The organism is Micromonospora sp. NPDC005413 (genome assembly GCF_040606435.1).
Lineage (GTDB): Bacteria > Actinomycetota > Actinomycetes > Mycobacteriales > Micromonosporaceae > Micromonospora.
Window position 1 is genome coordinate 33,943 of record NZ_JBEXEV010000006.1, and the last position, 18,215, is coordinate 52,157.

21 protein-coding genes and 1 pseudogene are annotated in these 18,215 nt (G+C 71.7%); 10 read left to right on the forward strand and 12 right to left on the reverse strand.

The features are described 5' to 3' along the window. The first annotated feature begins 131 nt into the window (after positions 1-131). The 5 genes from ABZS37_RS10290 to ABZS37_RS10310 are packed head-to-tail and all read left to right on the forward strand — an operon-like array spanning position 132 to position 4,698. Positions 132-1,040: an ABC transporter ATP-binding protein gene (locus ABZS37_RS10290; protein WP_355167524.1), complete on the forward strand. Its 909-nt coding sequence runs from the start codon at positions 132-134 to the stop codon at positions 1,038-1,040. Between the two features lie 12 nt (positions 1,041-1,052). Continuing rightward, complete coding sequence (locus tag ABZS37_RS10295; RefSeq protein ID WP_355167526.1) at positions 1,053-1,787, forward strand: ABC transporter permease; 735 nt, start codon at positions 1,053-1,055, stop codon at positions 1,785-1,787. Between the two features lie 11 nt (positions 1,788-1,798). After that, on the forward strand, positions 1,799-3,067 hold the full coding sequence (locus tag ABZS37_RS10300) for a sensor histidine kinase (protein WP_355167528.1): 1,269 nt from the start codon (positions 1,799-1,801) through the stop codon (positions 3,065-3,067). Beyond that, positions 3,064-3,705 carry a response regulator transcription factor gene (locus ABZS37_RS10305; RefSeq protein ID WP_355167530.1) on the forward strand — a complete coding sequence of 214 codons (642 nt, stop codon included), beginning with the start codon at positions 3,064-3,066 and terminating at the stop codon, positions 3,703-3,705. The genes ABZS37_RS10300 and ABZS37_RS10305 overlap by 4 nt, the downstream gene beginning before the upstream one ends. Positions 3,706-3,729: 24 nt before the next feature. Further along, positions 3,730-4,698 (forward strand): WYL domain-containing protein, encoded by a 969-nt coding sequence (locus ABZS37_RS10310; protein ID WP_355167532.1) that lies wholly within the window; start codon positions 3,730-3,732, stop codon positions 4,696-4,698. On the opposite strand, the gene ABZS37_RS10315 is transcribed toward ABZS37_RS10310, so the two are convergent. The 6 genes and pseudogenes from ABZS37_RS10315 to ABZS37_RS10340 form a co-directional block, all read right to left on the reverse strand. Then, positions 4,689-5,603, reverse strand: a complete 915-nt coding sequence (locus ABZS37_RS10315; RefSeq protein WP_355167534.1) for an SDR family oxidoreductase — start codon at positions 5,601-5,603, stop codon at positions 4,689-4,691. The two genes, ABZS37_RS10310 and ABZS37_RS10315, sit on opposite strands and share 10 nt — an antisense overlap. 71 nt (positions 5,604-5,674) lie before the next feature. After that, complete coding sequence (locus ABZS37_RS10320) at positions 5,675-6,412, reverse strand: alanyl-tRNA editing protein (RefSeq protein WP_355167536.1); 738 nt, start codon at positions 6,410-6,412, stop codon at positions 5,675-5,677. Between the two features lie 11 nt (positions 6,413-6,423). Beyond that, positions 6,424-7,311, reverse strand: a complete 888-nt coding sequence (locus ABZS37_RS10325) for an alpha/beta hydrolase (protein ID WP_355167538.1) — start codon at positions 7,309-7,311, stop codon at positions 6,424-6,426. Further along, the gene (locus tag ABZS37_RS10330) at positions 7,308-7,622 is read right to left on the reverse strand and encodes a DUF2516 family protein (protein ID WP_354994434.1); all 315 of its coding nucleotides are present in this window, start codon (positions 7,620-7,622) and stop codon (positions 7,308-7,310) included. Before ABZS37_RS10330 ends, ABZS37_RS10325 begins: the two co-directional genes overlap by 4 nt. Positions 7,623-7,694: 72 nt before the next feature. After that, positions 7,695-8,399 (reverse strand): hypothetical protein, encoded by a 705-nt coding sequence (locus tag ABZS37_RS10335; protein ID WP_355167540.1) that lies wholly within the window; start codon positions 8,397-8,399, stop codon positions 7,695-7,697. A gap of 140 nt (positions 8,400-8,539) precedes the next feature. Beyond that, positions 8,540-9,034, reverse strand: a pseudogene (locus ABZS37_RS10340) (helix-turn-helix transcriptional regulator); the annotation flags it as partial. Positions 9,035-9,146: 112 nt separating this feature from the next. Between ABZS37_RS10340 and ABZS37_RS10345 the strand changes: the two are divergent. Then, complete coding sequence (locus ABZS37_RS10345) at positions 9,147-9,944, forward strand: alpha/beta hydrolase (RefSeq protein WP_355167542.1); 798 nt, start codon at positions 9,147-9,149, stop codon at positions 9,942-9,944. Positions 9,945-10,082: 138 nt separating this feature from the next. Here ABZS37_RS10345 and ABZS37_RS10350 read toward each other — a convergent pair whose 3' ends face one another. The 4 genes from ABZS37_RS10350 to ABZS37_RS10365 form a co-directional block, all read right to left on the reverse strand. Then, positions 10,083-11,042, reverse strand: a complete 960-nt coding sequence (locus ABZS37_RS10350; protein ID WP_355167544.1) for an asparaginase — start codon at positions 11,040-11,042, stop codon at positions 10,083-10,085. A 128-nt stretch (positions 11,043-11,170) separates the two neighbouring features. Then, positions 11,171-11,998, reverse strand: coding sequence for a 3-keto-5-aminohexanoate cleavage protein (locus tag ABZS37_RS10355; protein ID WP_354994439.1), 828 nt, complete (start codon positions 11,996-11,998; stop codon positions 11,171-11,173). Between the two features lie 23 nt (positions 11,999-12,021). Beyond that, positions 12,022-13,134: a folate-binding protein gene (locus ABZS37_RS10360; protein WP_355167546.1), complete on the reverse strand. Its 1,113-nt coding sequence runs from the start codon at positions 13,132-13,134 to the stop codon at positions 12,022-12,024. After that, entirely contained in the window at positions 13,131-13,559 is a 429-nt protein-coding gene (locus ABZS37_RS10365; protein WP_354994441.1) for a Fur family transcriptional regulator, read from the reverse strand. The genes ABZS37_RS10360 and ABZS37_RS10365 overlap by 4 nt, the downstream gene beginning before the upstream one ends. Positions 13,560-13,628: 69 nt before the next feature. On the opposite strand from ABZS37_RS10365, the gene ABZS37_RS10370 reads away from it, so the two are divergent. Then, complete coding sequence (locus tag ABZS37_RS10370; RefSeq protein ID WP_355167548.1) at positions 13,629-14,507, forward strand: aminotransferase class IV; 879 nt, start codon at positions 13,629-13,631, stop codon at positions 14,505-14,507. Here the strand turns inward: ABZS37_RS10370 and ABZS37_RS10375 are convergent, their stop codons facing one another. Both ABZS37_RS10375 and mtfM read right to left on the reverse strand, forming a co-directional pair. Further along, complete coding sequence (locus ABZS37_RS10375) at positions 14,508-15,098, reverse strand: FABP family protein (RefSeq protein ID WP_355167550.1); 591 nt, start codon at positions 15,096-15,098, stop codon at positions 14,508-14,510. Positions 15,099-15,212: 114 nt separating this feature from the next. Next, on the reverse strand, positions 15,213-15,317 hold the full coding sequence (mtfM, locus tag ABZS37_RS10380; RefSeq protein ID WP_355167552.1) for a small membrane protein MtfM: 105 nt from the start codon (positions 15,315-15,317) through the stop codon (positions 15,213-15,215). Between the two features lie 12 nt (positions 15,318-15,329). Here mtfM and ABZS37_RS10385 point away from each other — a divergent pair, with 12 nt between their 5' ends. The 3 genes from ABZS37_RS10385 to ABZS37_RS10395 all read left to right on the forward strand — a co-directional run bounded on the left by ABZS37_RS10385 (position 15,330) and on the right by ABZS37_RS10395 (position 18,213). Then, positions 15,330-15,704, forward strand: a complete 375-nt coding sequence (locus tag ABZS37_RS10385) for a DsrE family protein (RefSeq protein ID WP_355167554.1) — start codon at positions 15,330-15,332, stop codon at positions 15,702-15,704. Positions 15,705-15,781: 77 nt separating this feature from the next. Continuing rightward, positions 15,782-16,162 (forward strand): hypothetical protein, encoded by a 381-nt coding sequence (locus ABZS37_RS10390; RefSeq protein WP_355167556.1) that lies wholly within the window; start codon positions 15,782-15,784, stop codon positions 16,160-16,162. Next, the gene (locus ABZS37_RS10395) at positions 16,159-18,213 is read left to right on the forward strand and encodes a glycogen debranching N-terminal domain-containing protein (RefSeq protein WP_355167558.1); all 2,055 of its coding nucleotides are present in this window, start codon (positions 16,159-16,161) and stop codon (positions 18,211-18,213) included. Before ABZS37_RS10390 ends, ABZS37_RS10395 begins: the two co-directional genes overlap by 4 nt. Positions 18,214-18,215: the final 2 nt, after the last annotated feature.

The following is an 18,215-nucleotide window of genomic DNA, read 5'->3' on the forward strand; positions in this document are numbered from 1 at the left end:
CACATCAACCGGTTGACGGACGGACACGATCAACCGGGGACGCCGGTGATCTTCGCCGACCGGTCGATTCGCCGCCGGGCCACCGCGACAACCCTTGAGGGGTACGAAGCCAGCGGCGGAAGGGCGGCATGATGCCGGTCATCGAGGTGACCAACCTGCACAAGCGGTACGGCGATCTGGTGGCGGTGGACGACGTGTCGTTCGCGGTCGAGCCCGGGGAGATCTTCGGTGTCCTCGGCCCGAACGGCGCCGGCAAGACCACCACCGTGGAGTGTGTCGCCGGGCTGCGCGTCCCCAACGGGGGCGGGGTGTCGGTCCTCGGGATCGACCCCCGAGGGGACGCGGCCCAACTCCGGCAGCGGGTCGGGGTGCAACTTCAGGAGAGCCAACTGCCGGACCAGCTCCGGGTGGCTGAGGCCCTGGAGCTGTACGCGTCGTTCTACCGCCGCCCGGCCGATCCGGCCAGGTTGATCGAGAGGCTGGGCCTCGGCGAGAAACGGAACACCCCGTACAAGAAGCTCTCCGGCGGTCAGAAGCAGCGGCTGTCGATCGCGCTGGCGCTGATCGGCAACCCGGAGATCGCGATCCTCGACGAGCTGACCACCGGGCTGGACCCGCAGGCTCGGCGGGACACCTGGGGCCTCATCGAGCAGGTGCGGGACAGCGGAGTGACGATCGTGCTGGTCACTCACTTCATGGAGGAGGCTGAGCGGCTCTGTGACCGGATTGCGGTGATCGACAGGGGCCGGGTGGTCGCGCTGGACACCCCGGCGGGCCTGGTGTCGGCGGTGGCGCCGGAGCAGCGGGTTCGGTTCCGGCCGTCCGCCCCGGTCGACGACCGGCTCCTCACCGACCTGCCCGAGGTTTCCGGTGTGAAGCGCACCGGCAGCCAGGTGGTGGTGACCGGCACCGGTGAGTTGCTGCACGCGGTCACCTCGGTGCTCGCCCGCAACCAGATCGTCGCCGCCGACCTGCGGCTGGAGCAGTCCACCCTCGACGACGCGTTCGTCGAGCTGACCGGGCACCGGCCCGACGCCTGAGGGAGAACCGACATGCACGCCTTCGGGCAGATCCTGAAGATCGAGACACGGCTCTTCCTGCGGGACTTCGGCTCGCCGCTGACCACCATCGCGTTGCCGCTCGCGCTGCTGGTGGTGTTCGGGCTGATCCCGTCGACACGTCAGCCGGAGACGCAGTTCGGCGACCTGTCCTTCATCCAGTACTTCGCCCCCTCACTGCTGGTGATCACGCTCGCCATGTCGGCGGTCAACATCCTGCCCACGGTGCTGGCCACCTACCGGGAACGTGGGGTGCTGCGCCGGCTGGCCGCCACCCCGGCCAGCCCGGCCGCACTGTTGGCCGCTCAACTGCTCATCTCGCTCGCCACCATCCTGGTCAGCGCCGTGCTGCTCGTCGCGGTGGGCCGGTTGGCGTTCGACGTGCCGTTGCCCCGGCATCCGCTGGGCTTCACACTGGCCCTCCTCCTCGGCACGGGTGCCCTGCTGGCGCTCGGCCTGCTCGTGGCGGCGGTGGCGCGGACGGCAAAGTCGGCACAGGCGATGGCCGTGCCGCTGTTCATGGCGGTCATGTTCTTCGGTGGCGTCTACGTGCCCCGGTTCCTCCTGCCGGACTTCCTGGTCCGGATCGGCGACTACACGCCACCCGGGGTGCAGGCATTGCTCGATGCCTGGACCGGGGCATCGCCACAGCTGTCGCACCTCGGGATAATGGCGGCGGTCGCCCTGCTGGCGGGTGTGGTGGCGGCGAAACTGTTCCGCTGGGAATGAGCGGGGGTCCGATGGTCAGCACCGTCGAGCAGGTCGACCGCCTGGCCGCCTGGGAGGCCCGGGAAGCGGGCCTGCACCGGTTGGCGCCGTACCTCGGGCTGGCCGTCGGAACGCTGCTCACCACCGCCGCGCCAGCGCCGGGGGGCGTCTCGTTCGTCCCCCACCTGTTCGTCGCCGCGGCGACAGCGGCCTGGATCGCCTGGTTCGTCACCCTGCACCCCGGCTGGGCGATCCGGCGCGTGCTGATGGTGGTCTACTACCTCGGTTTCCTCACGTTCAGCGCCATCCTGGTGCTCGACAGTCCGTGGTACGGCTTCCTCGCGTGGAGCGGTTTCCTGCACGCGTTCGCGCTGCCCGGCAACTGGCGGTTCGCCGGGGTGGCCGTGTCGGCCGTGCTGGTCACCACCGCGCAGAGCGGGGGCCTGCCGTCCACACTGCCGCACTGGCTGCTCTGGGGTGTGCTGGCGTTGTTCAATCTGGGTCTGGCCGGTGCCGTGACCTGGTTCAGCACCGTCAACGACCGGCAGCACGCCTACCGCAAGCAGTTGGTTGAGGAGTTGGCCGAGACGAACCGCCGGCTGGCCGAGACGATGCGGGAGAACGACGGACTGCACGTCCAGTTGCTCACCCAGGCCAGGGAGGCCGGGGTGACCGACGAGCGGCAGCGGATGGCCCGGGAGATCCACGACACCCTGGCGCAGGGTCTCACCGGCATCATCACTCAACTGGAGGCGGCCGGGGTGGCTCGGGACCGGCACGCCGACTGGCAGCGGCACGTGTCGAGGGCCGTCACCCTGGCCCGGGAGAGCCTCACCGAGGCGCGTCGCTCGGTGCGGGCCGTCCGCCCCGAGGCACTGGAGGGTACGCGGCTGCCCGAAGCGCTGGCGGAGCTGACCGAACGCTGGTCGACGATCAACGAAGTCCGCGCCGAGGTCAACGTCACCGGCGATGCCCGCCCGCTGCACCCGGAGGTCGAGGTCACCCTGCTGCGGACCGGCCAGGAGGCGCTGGCCAACGTGGGTCGGCACGCCAAGGCGACCCGGGTCGGGCTCACCCTGTCGTACATGGGGGACGTCATCACCCTGGACATCCGGGACGACGGGGTGGGCTTCGCGGTCGACGACCTCACCGCGCTGGGCCGACCCGACGGCGGGTACGGGCTGACCGTCATGCGGCAGCGGGTGGCCCGGGTCGGCGGCGAGTTGGCCGTCGAGAGCGAGCCGGGTGTCGGCACCGCCGTCTCGGCCTCCGTGCCCGCGCTCGCCGGGAGCGCCGGATGAGCGGGCCGATCCGGCTGCTGATCGTCGACGACCATCCGGTGGTGCGCGACGGGCTGCGGGGGATGTTCACCGGTGACCCGGGGTTCGAGGTGGTCGGTGAGGCGGCGGACGGGTCGGAGGCGCTGGCGCTGGTCGCGACGCTCCAACCGGACGTGGTGCTGATGGACCTGCGGATGCCCGGGATGGATGGGGTGACCGCCATCCGGCGGCTTGCTCGTTCCGGCAGCGCCGCCCGGGTATTGGTGCTCACCACGTACGACACGGACGCGGACGTGCTGCCGGCCATCGAGGCCGGTGCCACCGGCTACCTGCTCAAGGACACGCCCCGCGAGGACCTGGTCCGCGCGGTACGGGCCGCCGCCCGGGGTGAGTCGGTGCTCGCGCCGAGCGTCGCCGGCCGGCTGATGGGGCGACTGCGCGCGCCGGTCGAGGAGGCGCTCAGCCAGCGTGAGTTGGAGGTGCTCACCCTGGTGGCCCGCGGTGCCTCCAATCGGGAGGCCGCGGCTCGACTGTTCATCAGCGAGGCCACCGTCAAGACGCACCTGCTGCACGTGTACGCCAAGCTCGGCGTCAACGACCGGGCCGCCGCGGTGGCCACCGCGTACGACAGAGGGCTGCTGACCCCCGGCGGGCGGTGAGCGGGGGCCGGGCAGGATGGGCAGGTGCGCGCGTCCCGATTGATCTCGCTGTTGTTGCTGTTGCAGACGCGCGGGTCGATGACCGCGGGCGAGCTGGCGCGGGAGCTGGAGGTCTCCGAGCGGACCGTCTACCGGGACGTGTTGGCCCTCTCCGCCGCAGGCGTGCCGGTCTACGCCGACCGGGGTCGGGCCGGTGGCTACCGCCTGATCGGCGGCTACCGAACCAGACTGACCGGGCTGACCCGGGACGAGGCGGAGGCGCTCTTCCTCGCCGGGCTACCCGGGCCCGCCGGCGACATGGGGCTCGCCGACGCGGTCGCCGCCGCCGAGCTGAAGGTGGTCGCCGCGCTGCCACCGGCCCTGCGCAACGCCCCGGCCCGTGCGGGGCAGCGGTTCCACCTGGACGTGCCGGGCTGGTTCCGGGAGACCGCGCCGCCGCCCCGGCTCGCCGAGCTGGCCCGCGCGGTCTGGGGGGATCGGGTGGTGGAGTTGCGTTACCGACGCGGCGACCGGGAGGTGACCCGCCAGGTCCACCCGTACGGACTGGTCCTCAAGAGTGGGGTCTGGTATCTGGTCGGCCGGGTCGGCGACAACGGGCGCACCTACCGGGTGGACCGGGTCACCGGTGTCGAGGTGGGCGAGGAGCACTTCGAGCGCGACGAGAGCTTCGACCTGGCCGGGCACTGGCGCGAGCAGGCCGGGTCGTTCCTGCGGACCATGCTGCGGGCCGAGGTCACCGTCCGGCTCAGCCCGGCCGGCCTGCGCCAGCTCCGGCACCTGGTCGATGCACCCTTCGTGTACGACGAGGTGGTCGCCGGCGCCGACGAGCCCGACGGGCAGGGCTGGGTGGTGGCCCGGTTGCCGGTCGAGTCCGTCGAGGTGGCGTACCACCAACTGCTGGCGCTCGGCCCCGAGGTGGAGGCCCTCGATCCACCCGAGCTGCGACGGTTGTTCACGGAGGCGGCCGACCGCCTCCGTGCGCTCTACCGGTAACCGGTGACGTCCGACGGCTTGCCCGTGTCGACCACCTCGGTGATGTACCGGAAGCCCTCGGGCTGGCTGCCGTCGACGTCGGTGAACCCGTACACCTTGGACAGCGTGCCGGCGTCGACGGACCTGCCGTTCCAGCGGGCCTTCTCCTCATCGGCGGCGAGCGCGGCCACCGCGCGGCCGACGAAGGCCGGGGTCTCCGAGATGAGGAAGTTCGGGTCGGTGGCCGCGCCGTCGCGCCAGTTCTCCTCGGTGACGCCGAAGTGCTCCAGCATCGCCTCGGAGCGGATCCAGCCGGGGGTGAGCGCCACCGCCGTGCAGCCGTGCGGCTTCAGCTCGTGCGCCTGGCTGAAGGCGAGCCGGGTGACCGAAACCTTGGCCAGGTCGTAGAAGACCGAGAGCCGGTAGTTGTCGTCGTTGTACGCCTTGGTGCCGTCGCCCATCTCCACCACCAGTCCCCCGGGCTTGCGGATCAGCAGCGGCAGGGCGAAGTGGCTGGTGATGATGTGCGTGTCGATGCCCAGCCGCATGGTGCGGAAACCGGCGTCCAGCGGCTGCTCCCACAGCGGCTTCTCCCAGGTGACCAGCGGATCGCCGCCCCAGATGTCGTTGACCAGCACGTCGAGTTGGCCCTGTTCGGCGTCGATCCGGGCGACCAGGTCGCGGACCTGCTCGGGCACCAGGTGGTCGACCTGAACGGCGATGCCCGTGCCGCCGGCAGCGGTCACCAGCTCGGCGGTCTCCTCGATGGTCTCCGGCCGGTCCATCTCGGAGCGGCCGGCCCGGGTGCTGCGGCCGGTGGCGTACACGGTGGCTCCGGCCGCGCCGAGCTGGACGGCGATCTGCCGCCCGGCACCCCGGGTAGCGCCGGCGACGAGCGCGATCTTTCCGATTAGCGGTTGCGTCATGCCAGCGACGTTGTCAGGAATACCTGACAACCGCCGTCCGAATTTGTGACTCGACGTCGGAAAAGTCGCGCTCAATCCACCAGGCGGACGCGGACCCGGCGGTTGGCCCGGCCCTTGCTCTCCACCTTGACCACCTGCACCTTGCCGATCTGGGCGGTCGAGGCGACGTGGGTGCCGCCGTCGGCCTGCACGTCGAGCCCGACGATGTCGACGATCCGGACCTCCTGCTCGTCCGGTGGTATGAGGTTGGACTGGGTGCGGATGATGTCCGGCAGGGCCAGTGCCTCGGTGCGCGGCAACACCCGTACGGCGACCGAACGGTCGGCGGCCACCTCGGCGTTGACCAGCTCCTCGATCCGGCTCTTGAAGTCGGCCGGCACCTCGGGGAGGTTGAAGTCCATCCGGGCCTCGCCCGGTTCCATCGAATTTCCGGTGACGAGTGCGCCGAAGTCGCGGAACACGACGCCGCAGAGCACGTGCAGCCCGGAGTGGGTACGCATCAGGCGCGTCCGGCGCTCATCCTCCAGCGCACCGACGACCTCGGTGCCGACCGGCGGCAGCGGGTCACCCTCGGCGGGGATGAGATACGGGTCGTCGCCCTTGCGGGTGCCGACGATTCGGGTCTGCACACCCTGCCAGAGCAGCACGCCGTGATCCGGCGGTTGACCCCCGCCGCCCGGATAGAACGCCGACCGGTCCAACACGATGCCCTGCTCCGGGTCGGCGTGCAGGACCGTGCAGGTCCACTCGCGCAGGGTCGGGTCGGCGAGATCGAGACGGTGTGTCCGGCCGTGCTGTGTGACGCCCATGACAGGGCACGTTACTCGTTGAGGAAGCCGGAGATGCGGTCCCGCAGGTCGGCGCGGTCCGTCCAGAGGAAACCGGCCCTGTCGTACACGTGCAGGGTGGCCTGGGGCAGTGCGGCGGCGAGCCGTTCGGCGACCTCGACCGGGTGCAGGTCGTCGCCCGCGCACGCGATCACCAGTGCCGGCGCGGTCACCGCCGCCAGGGGCGCGATGTCGCGGAGCGGTGTCTGCTCTGCCAGGGTGGCCAGACCGTCGGCCAGACCGTCACGGAGCAGTTGGTCGAGCCGCTGCCTCAGGTAGGCCCAGCCGGCCGGGGTGTTACGGATCGCCGCGGGCAACTCCAGCGAGACGACGTCGGCGACGGCCGAGGCGTCCCCGCTCTCCACCGCCTCCAACAGGTCCGTGGCGCGTTCCCAGGCGACCGGCCCGCGGGGCTCGTCGAGCACCGCCGGCAGGAAGAAGACCAGCTTCTCGAAGCGTTCCGGGCTCTCGACCAACAGCCGGCAGAGGGCGCCCGCGCCGAGGCTCGCCCCGAACGCGCGGCTGGCGCCGCCGAGATCCGCGATGGCGCGCAGATCCCGGGCCAGGTCAAGGTAGGTCCACGGCCCGTCCGGGGCGTCGGAGCGGCCATGCCCGCGGAACTGGAAGAACACCTTGCGGCCGGTGACCCCGCTGCCGAACGGGCGGGTGGTGGCGATGCCGTTGCCCAGCCCGTGCGCGAACACGGTGACCGGATCACCGGTGCCGGCGACGAGCCGCTCCAGCCGTACGTCGTGCGGCGTGGCGACCAGCTCGGTCTCCGGCTCCGGCAGCGCCGGTCGGCCCGTACGCGGCCCACCCGGGCCGGGCCCCCAGGTGCGGGGCCCGCTGTCCGGCGGGGGTGGCCAGCGGAAACCTCTCACCAGAACCCTTTACCGTCGCCGAGTTCACGCAGGCCGACCCGGACGTCGAGCAGATAGATGAGTGCGGCGGCGATGCCGACCAGTCCGAAGAGGCTGATCGGGCCGAAGCCGAGCAGGGTGAGCACGAGGCAGACCGCCAGGATGGCGATCCAGCCACCCTTGGGCAGCGTCCCGATGGCGGGGAAGGCGTCGGAGCGCTGCGTGACGGCATGCACCAGCGCGACACCCTGAATGATCAGCGCGAAGACGAGCAGGATCAGCTCGATCACGTAACGGACTTCGAACGCGAAGATCGGCGCGGCGTTGGCCATGCCGGCAAGCTTATGTCGACGACCCCGGCTACGTCCGACAAGGACGCCGTCGGGGTCGTCGACACTGACGAACTACTCGGCGGCCGGGCGGGTCCGCTTGGTGGCCCCGGGAAGCTTCGCCGACGGGGTCGCGGCCGGCTTCGGAGCCTTCGGCGCACGGGCGGCCTTCTTGACGGCTGCAGGCTTGGCCTCGGCGATCTCGGCCACGTCGGCCGGGGTCGGCACGTCGGCCGGGGCCGCAGCCGGGGTGGCCGGGGTGGTGACGACGGCCGGGGTGGTGGCCGGCGTCACGGCCTGGGTGGCCTCGATGTCGGCGTTGACCGTCTCGGCGGCCTCCAGCACGCCGGCGCCGACGACCCGCTCACCGCGGGCGACCAGCGCGCCGTAAGCGGCGAACGCCCGCTCCTGCGCGGCCTGGGCACCCGCAACGACCACGGCGGCGTTGCGGGTCGCGGCGGCGCGCAGCTTGTCGAGGTCGGTGACCTCGCGGAGCTTGGCCAGGTCGGCCGACTCGCGGAGCTTGGTGAGGTCCAGCTCGGCCTGCGCCCGGCCGCGCAGGGTCTCGGCGGTCTCATTGGCGGTACGCAGCGTCTCGGTGGCCTTCTGACGCAGCTCGAAACCGGTCAGCACGGCCCGACCACCCAGATCGGCGACGACCCGGGTGCCGAGGACACCGACGACGGCCGGCAGCTTGCGCAGGTGCTCGAGGGCCAACTCCCCAGCGCCAGCGGCGGCGTAGATCGGGGCGGGGATGCGGTTGGTCTTCGGCTCGCTCATGACGTCTCCTCTTCGGCCGCCTCGGCGGCCTTTCGGACCGCCGGACCGGCGGCCTTCTTCTCCGGGGTGTTGGTGCTGGTGCTGCCCGGGGCGGGGGCGGTGCCCGCCTCGGTGACGGCAACCGACTCGAGTACGGCCTCGGTCGGGGTGCCGCCTGCGGTGGTGGGGCCGGTGGCGGCCAGGTTGGCCACGTCGGCGGGCTGGTCGGCGACGTCGGTCGGGGTGGTCGCCCCGGTCGTGCCGCCGGCGCTCTCCGTGCCGCTGCCCTCGGCGGCGGCCTGGGCCTCGGCCAGCCGGGTGTTCTCCCGGCGGAACGTCTCGTAGATCTGGCTGAGTGACTGCTTCTGGGCCATCGTCAGGTCGGCGTCCACGGCGATGGCGGCGAGCACACCGTGGCCCTCCTTGTCGTCGAGCAGCCCGGCGCGCAGGTACATCGCCGGGGTGGAGACCCGCAGCGCGCTCGCCAGTTGCTGGAGCACCTCGGCGCTGGGCTTGCGCAGGCCGCGCTCGATCTGACTGAGGTACGGGTTGCTGACCCCCGCCTGTTCGGCGAGTTGCCTCAGCGAGATCTTGGCGTTGCGCCGCAGATCGCGGATGAACCCGCCGACGTCGGGAAGGTCCTTGGGTGTGGCCATGACCGCGACGTTAACCGGCCGCGCTAACTGTTGCAAGCAAAACGCTAACCATAGTTAGCAAGGTCTCAGAGTCCCGTTTGCGCGCCGCTCGTCCGATCCGTACGGTCCGTCCGTGCACAAGATCACAGTCAATGGAGCAAGCATCGCGTACGACGAGGCTGGCACCGGTTCGCCCGTCATGCTGCTGCACGCCGGCATCGCCGACCGGCGGATGTGGCGGGGGCAGTTGCCTGCGCTCGCCGCTCGACACCGGGTGATCGTCCCGGACCTGCGCGGCTACGGAGATTCGGAGCTGCCCCCGACCCCGTTCACGCACCACGACGACGTAGCCGGGCTGCTGGACGCACTCGACCTGCCCCGGGCCGCCCTGGTCGGCTGCTCCTTCGGTGGGTCGGTCGCCATCGACACCGCGCTGGCCCACCCCGACCGGGTGAGCGCGCTCGCGCTGTTCGGCACGGCGGTCTCCGGCAACGAGTGGTCCGAGGAGGCGAACGACCTCTGGGACGACCTCGTCGGAGAGGTCGACCCCGACGACTTCGTCGCCGGCGCGGCCGGCGAGGTGCGGTTCTGGGTGGTCGGCCCGCGCCGCCAGCCGGGGGATGTCGACCCCGAGCTGGTCGCGTTCGCACAGGCGATGGACCAGCGGGCGCTCGCCGCCGAACTGGCGCTCGGCGCGGTCGAGGTGGGAGAGCTGACACCGCCGGCGATCGGTCGCCTCAGCGAGCTGACGGTGCCCGTCCTGGTCACCGCCGGTGCCGCGGACGTGCCGGACATCAGTCGGCTCGCCGACCGGATCGCCGCCGAGGTGCCCGGCGCGGTACGACTGCCCGACGTGCCGGACGCCGCGCACCTGCTGCCGCTGGAGCGTCCCGAGCCGGTCAACGTCGCACTGCTCGACTTCCTGAGCTGACCTCCCTCGCGCGGACGGGCCGGACCCGCGCGGAGGGTGTCGGACGAATGCGTCCTATACCTCAGAGGCATATTTATACCTGTGAGGTATAGCGCTCATCCGCGAGTGGCCGCCCCGACGGTCGGAACCAGCCGGCGCTCACCAGAGCGGGCGGACCGCGCCGACCGGGACGCCGCCGCCGAAGAGCGGCACCTCGGCGTACTCGGCCAGCACCGGGGCGTCCACGCCGAGCCGGCGCAGCGCGGAGACCAGCACCGGCATCCGTGCCCGGTCGGCTCCGTCGTCGATCTTCAGGGCCACCGCGCCGACGCCCGGTAGCCCCACCGCGATCACGCCCTCGGCGCCGACCTTGGCGAGCAGGTCCGGGACGCCGCGCATCAGCCGGGTGTCGTCAGCCTGGGTGCCGCCGACGATCTCCGGATGGGCACGCATGGCGTCGGCGACCGCGCGCGGCGCCGAGCCGGGCTCGGCGTCGACCAGCCGGAGGTACGCCCCGGCCAGGCCGGTCAGCGACACCGCGAGCACCGGGGCGCCGCAGCCGTCCACCCCCACCGCCGCCGCCTGCTCGCCGGTGAACTCCTCGATAGCCGCCCGCAACCCTTGCTGCAACGGGTGCTCCGGCCGCCAGTAGCCCTCCAGCGGCCAGCCGGCGGCCTCGCAGGTCAACAGCATCCCGCTGTGCTTGCCCGAGCAGTTCATCTGCACCCGGGTGGGGCCGCCACCGGCGCGTAGCACCGCCTCCCGGGCCGCAGCGCCCACCGGCAGGTCGGGCGGGCAGTGCAGCGCCGATGCGTCCAGCCCTGCGCGCTCCAGGAGCGCACCCACCCGGGCCAGGTGGAAGGCCTCACCCGCATGACTGGCGGAGACCAGCGCCAGGTCGGCCGGGTCGGTCAGCGACAGGCCGGCGCGGAGCATCCCGATCGCCTGCATCGGTTTGCTGGCCGAGCGGGGAAAGATCGGTGCGGTCACATCCCCGGCGGCGGCCACCGGCACCCCGGCAGCGTTCAGCACCACCACCGAGCCGCGGTGTGCGCCCTCCACGAACCCGGACCGGACCACCTCGGCGAGCGGCACGCCGCCCTCGTACGTCTTCGTCACGGCTGGACGGTACCGACGGCCCCGGGTCGCCCGGCGGCGGGGTGACCAGGTCTTCCACCTCCCGGGTGACAGGGGCTGTGGACGCACCCGGCCTTACCGCCCGAGCAGCGCGTGGGACAGGCCCGGCCTTACAACCCGAGCAGCGCGCGGGCCTCGGCGGTGGTCAGCGGCGGGCGCTGAGCGAGCTGAGCGAAACCGACAGCGCGAGCGACCAACTGCATGTTGGACTCCACCGGGCGGCCCTTCGCGTACGTCACGGTGTCTTCCATGCCGACCCGCAGGTGACCGCCGGTCGACAGCGAGGCCAGCATGACCGGGATGGTGCTGCGGCCGATGCCGGTGGCCGCGAAGGTGGTGCCCTCCGGCAGGTCACTCAGCATGCGGTGTGCCGCGACCAGCGTCTCGGTGGTGCCCGGCATACCGCCCGGCACACCCATCACGAAGTCGACGTGCACGTGCCCCCCGGCCGGGAGCCCGTACTTGCCGAGCAACCGCTGCAACGCGGCCAGGTGGCCGAGGTCGAAGATCTCGTACTCCGGCACGATCCCGCGTTCCTGCATCCGGGTGTGCAGGTCGACGATGAACTCCCAGCGGTTGAGGAAGACGTCGTCGCCGAAGTTGACCGTGCCCATGGTGCACGAGGCCATGTCCGGCCGGGCGTCGAGCACGGCGAGCCGGGAGGCCTCCGGGTCGGTCACCGCGCCGCCGGAGGAGAGCTGCACGATCAGGTCGGTGCCCTCCCGCAGCGCCGCCACCGTGTCGGCCAGGCGCACCGGGTCGAGGGTCGGCCGCGCCGCGTCGTCGCGGATGTGGACGTGGATCACGGCGGCACCGAGCGCCTCGCACTCCTTGGCGGTGAGCAGCAGCTCATCGAGCGTCACCGGCAGCGCCGGCACCTCCGCCTTGGCCGACTCCGCGCCGGTCGGGGCCACCGTGATCAACGTTCCAGTCGTCATGCCGGCGATCCTAGACGGCCCGCTCAGGACGGGTCGATCGCCGCTGCGGTCTCGCCGATCATCAGCACGGCGTCGTCCGGAACATTCCGCTTCAGCACCGCGAGGGCGATCTGGCCCAGCTCGTGGTGCAGCACGGCGGTGCCGACGAAGCCCACCGCCCGACCCTCGCGGGTAACCGGCGTACCGGCCGTCGGCGGCTGATCGGTGGTCACGCCATCCAGGTGCAGCAGCACCAGGCGACGCGGCGGCCGGCCCATGTTGTGCACCCGGGCCACCGTCTCCTGACCCCGGTAGCAACCCTTGTCGAGGTGTACCGCCGGGGCGATCAGGTCGACCTCGGCCGGAATGGTCCGGTGGTCGGTGTCCACCCCGACCCGGGGCTGCCGCGCGGCAACCCGGATCGCCTCGTACGCCCAGAGCCCGGCGACCGGCACGCCGGCGCCGCGCAGCTCCGCCACCACCTGCTCCATCGCCGACCGGGGCACCAGCAGGTCCACGCCGAGCGGGCCGCGTCGGGCCCAGCCGCCGATCGGCAGCGGTCGTACGTCGTACCGAACGCTCGCCCGGGGTGGCACAGCGCCGTGGGCGAACTTCGGGCCCGGCACCGCGACCAGGTCCGGTGCGGCGAGCCCGGTCACGCCGAGCGTGCCCAGCGCCTCCGTCGCCCCCGGCCCGACCAGCGACAGCAGCGCCCGCTCGGCGGTCGCGTCGCGCGGGTCGACCTTGCTGAAGAACCGCATCTTCTGCAGGTACGCGAGCAGGCCCTCGGTCGCCCCCGGCTCGGTGTCCAGCCAGGCGGTCTCGCCGTCCTCCGCGACCAGGGCGTGCTGCTCGACGTGGCCGTGGGGGGACAGCACCAGCAGCTCGGTGCCCTCACCGGCCGCCAGCGTCGTCAGGTGCTGCGAGGTGACCGTGTGCAGCCAACCGGCCCGCTCTTCCCCGGGCACCGCGATGACCCCACGGTGCGACCGGTCGACCAGGCCGACCTCGGTGTCGAGAGTGCGCTGCTCGCGCAGCGGATCGCCGTAGTGCGCCGCCACCCCCCGCACCCCGGCCGCGACGTGCGCCGGATCCGGCTGGTCGCGGCTGGCCTCGTCGATGCTCTCGACTGCCACCGCACCCGCGATGTCGATCATTTGTCGTCCCCGTTCTCGCAGCGTACGCAGACGCCGAAGAGTGACACGTGCCCGATATCCACCCGGAACCCCCGCTGCGCGGCCAACTGGTCGGCGAGCGGGCGGAGCAGCTCCGGATCGATCTCGTCGATCGCGCCGCACTCCCGGCAGACCAGGTGGACGTGTTGGTGCTCGCCGGCCGCGTGATAGGTCGGCGAGCCGTGCGACAGGTGCGTGTGGGTGACCAGACCGAGCCGTTCCAGCAGCTCAAGCGTGCGATAGATGGTGGTGATGTTGACGCCGGCCGCGATCTCCCGGACGGCGTTGTGCACCTGCTCCGGGCTGGCATGCCCCAGATCGAGCACCGCCTGGAGGACGAGTTGCCGCTGGGCCGTCAGCCGCAGCCCACGGGCCCGCAGCATTTCCGCGAGGGAGGATTCGGACACCCTCCGATCATAGTTCGGCCGCCGTGCCGGTCCCCGCACCGCGATCGACCGCCGCTACGCTCGACGGTCATGGTGATGTCGTCCGTCGGGAAGGTCGCGGTCGATCCGACCGCGCGGATCGTCGTGCTGGGGCGCGGCCCGGTCCCGGCCGGCGACCCCGTGCTCCGCGGCGACGACCTCGGCGTACTACGCGGCGACGGCCTCTTCGAAACCATGCACCTGCGTCAGGGTCGGCCGTGGCTGCGCGACGAGCACCTGGCCCGGCTGGCCGCAGCGGCCTCCGCCGTCGAGCTGGTTCTGCCTCCCACCGCCGCGCTGATCGACCTGCTCGACGAGGTGCGCTCGGGCTGGCCAGCCCAGGTGGAAGGGGCGCTTCGGCTGGTCTGCACCCGAGGCCCGGAGGCCGGAGGCCCGTCGACGATCTACGCCACGCTGAGCGAGGTGCCGGCATCGTCCCGGGTGGCCCGGCGGGACGGAATCAGTGTCGCCACTCTGCCGCTGGGGGTGCCCGCCGACGCCCGCAACGGGCTGAGCTGGCTGCCGGCCGGGATCAAATCCACGTCGTACGCGGTCAACAGCGCCGCCCGCCGCTGGGCCGACCGGGCCGGGGTGGACGACGTCCTCTGGATCTCCTCCGACGGGTACGCGCTGGAGGGTCCCACGGCCAACGTGGTGTGGCTCACCGGCGACACGCTCTGCACGGTGCCGGCCGCCACCACCGGCATCCTGGCGGGCACGACCGTGGCCTGGCTGCTCGCCCACGCCGCCGAGCTGGGCCTGAGCGCCGCCGAGCGGATGGTCACCCCGGCCGAGCTGCACGCGGCGGACGGCGTGTGGTTCACCTCGTCGGTACGCGGGGCCGCCGAGGTCCACACGCTGGACGGGGTGCGTCGGGCTCGCTGCCCGCGCACCCCCGCCCTGCACGCCCTGCTGGGTTTCCCGGTCTAGTCAGCCGCCGACCCGGATGAGCCGGGCGGAGAGGTGCGGGCTGAGCGCGTGCCCCATGGCGGCCATCTCCTGCGCGTAGAGCAGCGCACCCTCGACGATGCCGAAGAGCCGGTGCCCGCCGGTGACGTCCTTGGCGGTCGGCGTCCGGACCACCGCGTCGGTGCCGAACTCGACCTGGGTGCCGGTGCGCTTGCCCAGGTGCAGCTCCATGATCCCGGTCGGGGTGGTCAGCAGCGCCTCCAGCTCATCGGTTGCCCGCCCGTCCACCAGCACCGGCCGCCACCAGCCGACCTCGCGACCGGCCGGACGGACCGGCTTGCTCTGCTCGTCCAGGATCCAGGCACGGGACTCGTAGTGCAGGAACGGTCGGCCGTCGTGGCTGATCCGAATTTCCTGGGCGTAGTCGAAGTCCTCGATGGTGGGGAAACCACCCTTGCCCCGGCCGCGCCACAGGCCGACGTAGGGCAGCAGCCCGTCCAGCGCCGGGTGCAGCTTCGGCCCGACCCGTAGGTCGTGACTCTCCTCGAACGGGTACTCCTCGACCGGCGGCGCGTTCAGCCACGGCGGCTGCAACGGATTCTCGTCGCTCACGCTGCCACCTTCGTTCGCGACTGCGGGGCTCGCAAACCCGGCTCACTCCTCGCGCTCACGCTGCCACCTTCGTTCGCGACTGCGGGGCTCGCAAACCCGGCTCACTCCTCGCGCTCACCAACGTCCTCTCGAAATGTGTACGGCCAGGTAGACCAGGCCACCGGCGAGCCCACCCAGGCCAGCGACCAGCAGGCTGACAAACCCGATCTCGGTAACCATCCCGACCATCCTATGCTGGGCCACATGGCCCGCACTCTCGTCGTCAAGGTCACCGCAGGGGCGGACGCCCCGGAGCGGTGCGCGCAGGCATTCACGGTCGCCGCGACGGCGATCGCGGCCGGAGTGGACGTGTCGCTCTGGCTGACCGGTGAGGCGACCTGGTTCGCACTGCCCGGTCGCGCCCAGCAGTTCGAGTTGCCGCACTCCGCACCGCTGGCCGAGTTGCTGCACATCATCCTGACCAGTGGCCGGGTGACCGCCTGCACCCAGTGCGCGGCCCGACGGGAGATCGGCCCGGACGACGTACTGCCCGGGGTCCGGATCGCGGGTGCCGCGGTCTTCGTCGAGGAGGCAGTGGCCGAGGGCGCGCAGGCACTGGTCTACTGACCCGCCGGTGCGCGGGTCGAGACGGGCGGAGTGCCGATACCGACCCGACATCTCGGACGTCTGCCTACGATTCGGATGTGACCGAGACGGTGGAGAGGTTCTTCGAATCACTGCCGTCGCGCGCCCATGATGTCCTGGGCGGCCTGGCCGACGGGACTCTCCAGATCGACCTCGGCAGCGGCCACCGGACCGAGCACTGGCTGGTCCGCATGCGGCCCGGGTCGGTGCGGATCAGCCGCGAGCGCGGTCCGGCCGACGCCATCTGGTACAGCAGTGCGGCCCTCTTCGACCGACTGGTCAAGGGCGAGGCCCAGAGTGTCGCGGCGGTGCTGCGCAACGAGAGCACGTTCAGCGGCAACGTGGTGCTCTTCCTCGCCTTCCGCCGGTTCTTCCCGGACCCGCCCGGCACCCGCGACCCCCGCGACGTGGCCCGCCGGGCAGCCGGGCGGCCGACGTGAGGGATCTCGTCAGCATTCTGGACGGCAACACCTTCCTGGTCAGCGACAAACGAGGGGACATCGAGCCGTCCTACGCCTTTCCCACCGGGTTGTTCTCCTTCGACACCCGATTCCTGTCCAAGTGGGTGCTCACCCTGAACGGCGAACGGTTGCACGCCCTCTCCATCGACGACGCCGAGTCGTACCGGACCAAGTTCTTCCTTGCCCCCGGTGAACCCACGCACTATCTGGACGCGAAGGCATCGGTGATCCGCAGCCGGGCGATCGTCGGCAGCTTCGAGGAGGACCTGACCGTCCTGAACCACACCGGTGCGGAGGTCGAATTCACCGTCCGGATCGACATCGGGGCCGACTTCGCCGACCTGTTCGAGATCAAGCACTCCCGGCAGAAGCAGGGTCGGACGACGGTCTCGGTCTCGGAGAACGAGCTGCGGCTGACCTACCGGCGGGAGGCGTTCCACCGGGAGACGCTGGTCAGCACCAGTGCGCCGGGGCAGGTCGACGCAGACGGGATGACCTTCCGGATCCGGATAGCCCGCAACGGCAAGTGGACCACCCGGCTGCACGTGTCCAGCGTCGTCTACGGGGCCCGGGGCGAGGACATCCGGACCACCCTCCCGTACGGCGGCAGCCGCAGCGCGGACGCCATCCGCGCCGAGCAGCAGGAGCTGATCGACCGGGCGCCGAAGCTCGGCTGCGACTGCGAGCCGCTGGCCGGGGCGTACCGGCGCAGCCTCAACGACCTGGCCGCTCTGCGCTACGAGTCGATCGCCCTTGGCGTGCGGCTGATCGCCGCCGGGCTGCCCTGGTTCATGACTCTGTTCGGCCGGGACAGCATCATCACCTCGTTGCAGGTGCTGCCGTTCCTGCCGGAGCTGATCCCGCCGACCATCCTGATGCTGGCCGGACTGCAGGGGCACCGGGTGGACGACTTCCGGGACGAGGAGCCCGGCAAGATCCTGCACGAGCTGCGGTACGGGGAGACCGCCGGCTTCGAGGAGCAGCCGCACTCGCCGTACTACGGGTCGGCCGACTCGACGCCACTCTTCATCATCCTGGTAGACGAGTACGAGCGCTGGACGGGTGACGACGCGCTGGTCCGTCGGCTGGAGCCGCAGGTCCGCGCGGCGTTGCAGTGGATCGACACCTACGGCGACCTGCTCGGCACCGGCTACCTCTGGTACCAGACCCGCAACCCGGACACCGGTCTGCAGAACCAGTGCTGGAAGGACTCCTGGGACGGCATCTCGTACTCCGACGGCCAGATGCCCGGTTTCCCCCGTGCGACGTGCGAGCTGCAGGGCTACGCGTACGACGCGAAGATGCGGGCCGCCCGGCTGGCCCGCAAGTTCTGGAACGACCCGGAGTACGCCGACGAGCTGGAGCGGCAGGCCGCCGATCTGAAGCAGCGATTCGACCGCGACTTCTGGATCGCCGACCGCGAGTACTACGCGCTCGCGCTGGACGCCGACGGCCGGCAGGTGGACGCGCTGACCTCGAACATCGGGCACCTGCTGTGGAGCGGCATCGTGGACGAGTCCCGCGCCGGCAAGGTGGTCGAGCACCTGCTCGGGCCACGCCTGTTCTCCGGCTGGGGGGTGCGGACGCTCGCCGAGGACGAGGGGCGGTACAACCCGATCGGGTACCACGTGGGCACCGTGTGGCCGTTCGACAACTCGATCATCGCCTGGGGGTTGTGGCGGTACGGCTTCCGGGACGAGGCCGGGCTGATCTGCGACACGATGCTGGCGGCGTCCCGATACTTCGGCGGGCGGCTGCCGGAGGCGTTCGCCGGCTACCCCCGTGACCTCACCGGCTACCCGGTGGAGTACCCGACCGCGTGCAGCCCGCAGGCCTGGTCGACCGGCACCCCGCTACTGCTGCTGCGGGTCATGCTGGGGTTGGAGCCGCAGGGCGAGCACCTCATCATCGACCCGGCCGTGCCGCCGGGCATGGGCCGGGTCGAGCTGCTGGACATCCCCGGCCGGTGGGGCATGGTCGACGCGTTGGGCCGCAGCCGTGGCCCACAGGATCAGCCGGGCGACGGCTGACC

Coding starts and splice junctions, on each gene's coding strand:
- ABZS37_RS10290 (WP_355167524.1), top strand. CDS start 132: ATGCCGGTCATCGAGGTGACCAACCTGCACAAGCGGTACGGCGATCTG.
- ABZS37_RS10295 (WP_355167526.1), top strand. CDS start 1,053: ATGCACGCCTTCGGGCAGATCCTGAAGATCGAGACACGGCTCTTCCTG.
- ABZS37_RS10300 (WP_355167528.1), top strand. CDS start 1,799: ATGGTCAGCACCGTCGAGCAGGTCGACCGCCTGGCCGCCTGGGAGGCC.
- ABZS37_RS10305 (WP_355167530.1), top strand. CDS start 3,064: ATGAGCGGGCCGATCCGGCTGCTGATCGTCGACGACCATCCGGTGGTG.
- ABZS37_RS10315 (WP_355167534.1), bottom strand. CDS start 5,603: ATGACGCAACCGCTAATCGGAAAGATCGCGCTCGTCGCCGGCGCTACC.
- ABZS37_RS10320 (WP_355167536.1), bottom strand. CDS start 6,412: ATGGGCGTCACACAGCACGGCCGGACACACCGTCTCGATCTCGCCGAC.
- ABZS37_RS10330 (WP_354994434.1), bottom strand. CDS start 7,622: ATGGCCAACGCCGCGCCGATCTTCGCGTTCGAAGTCCGTTACGTGATC.
- ABZS37_RS10335 (WP_355167540.1), bottom strand. CDS start 8,399: ATGAGCGAGCCGAAGACCAACCGCATCCCCGCCCCGATCTACGCCGCC.
- ABZS37_RS10355 (WP_354994439.1), bottom strand. CDS start 11,998: ATGACGACTGGAACGTTGATCACGGTGGCCCCGACCGGCGCGGAGTCG.
- ABZS37_RS10360 (WP_355167546.1), bottom strand. CDS start 13,134: ATGATCGACATCGCGGGTGCGGTGGCAGTCGAGAGCATCGACGAGGCC.
- ABZS37_RS10370 (WP_355167548.1), top strand. CDS start 13,629: ATGGTGATGTCGTCCGTCGGGAAGGTCGCGGTCGATCCGACCGCGCGG.
- mtfM (WP_355167552.1), bottom strand. CDS start 15,317: ATGGTTACCGAGATCGGGTTTGTCAGCCTGCTGGTCGCTGGCCTGGGT.
- ABZS37_RS10385 (WP_355167554.1), top strand. CDS start 15,330: ATGCTGGGCCACATGGCCCGCACTCTCGTCGTCAAGGTCACCGCAGGG.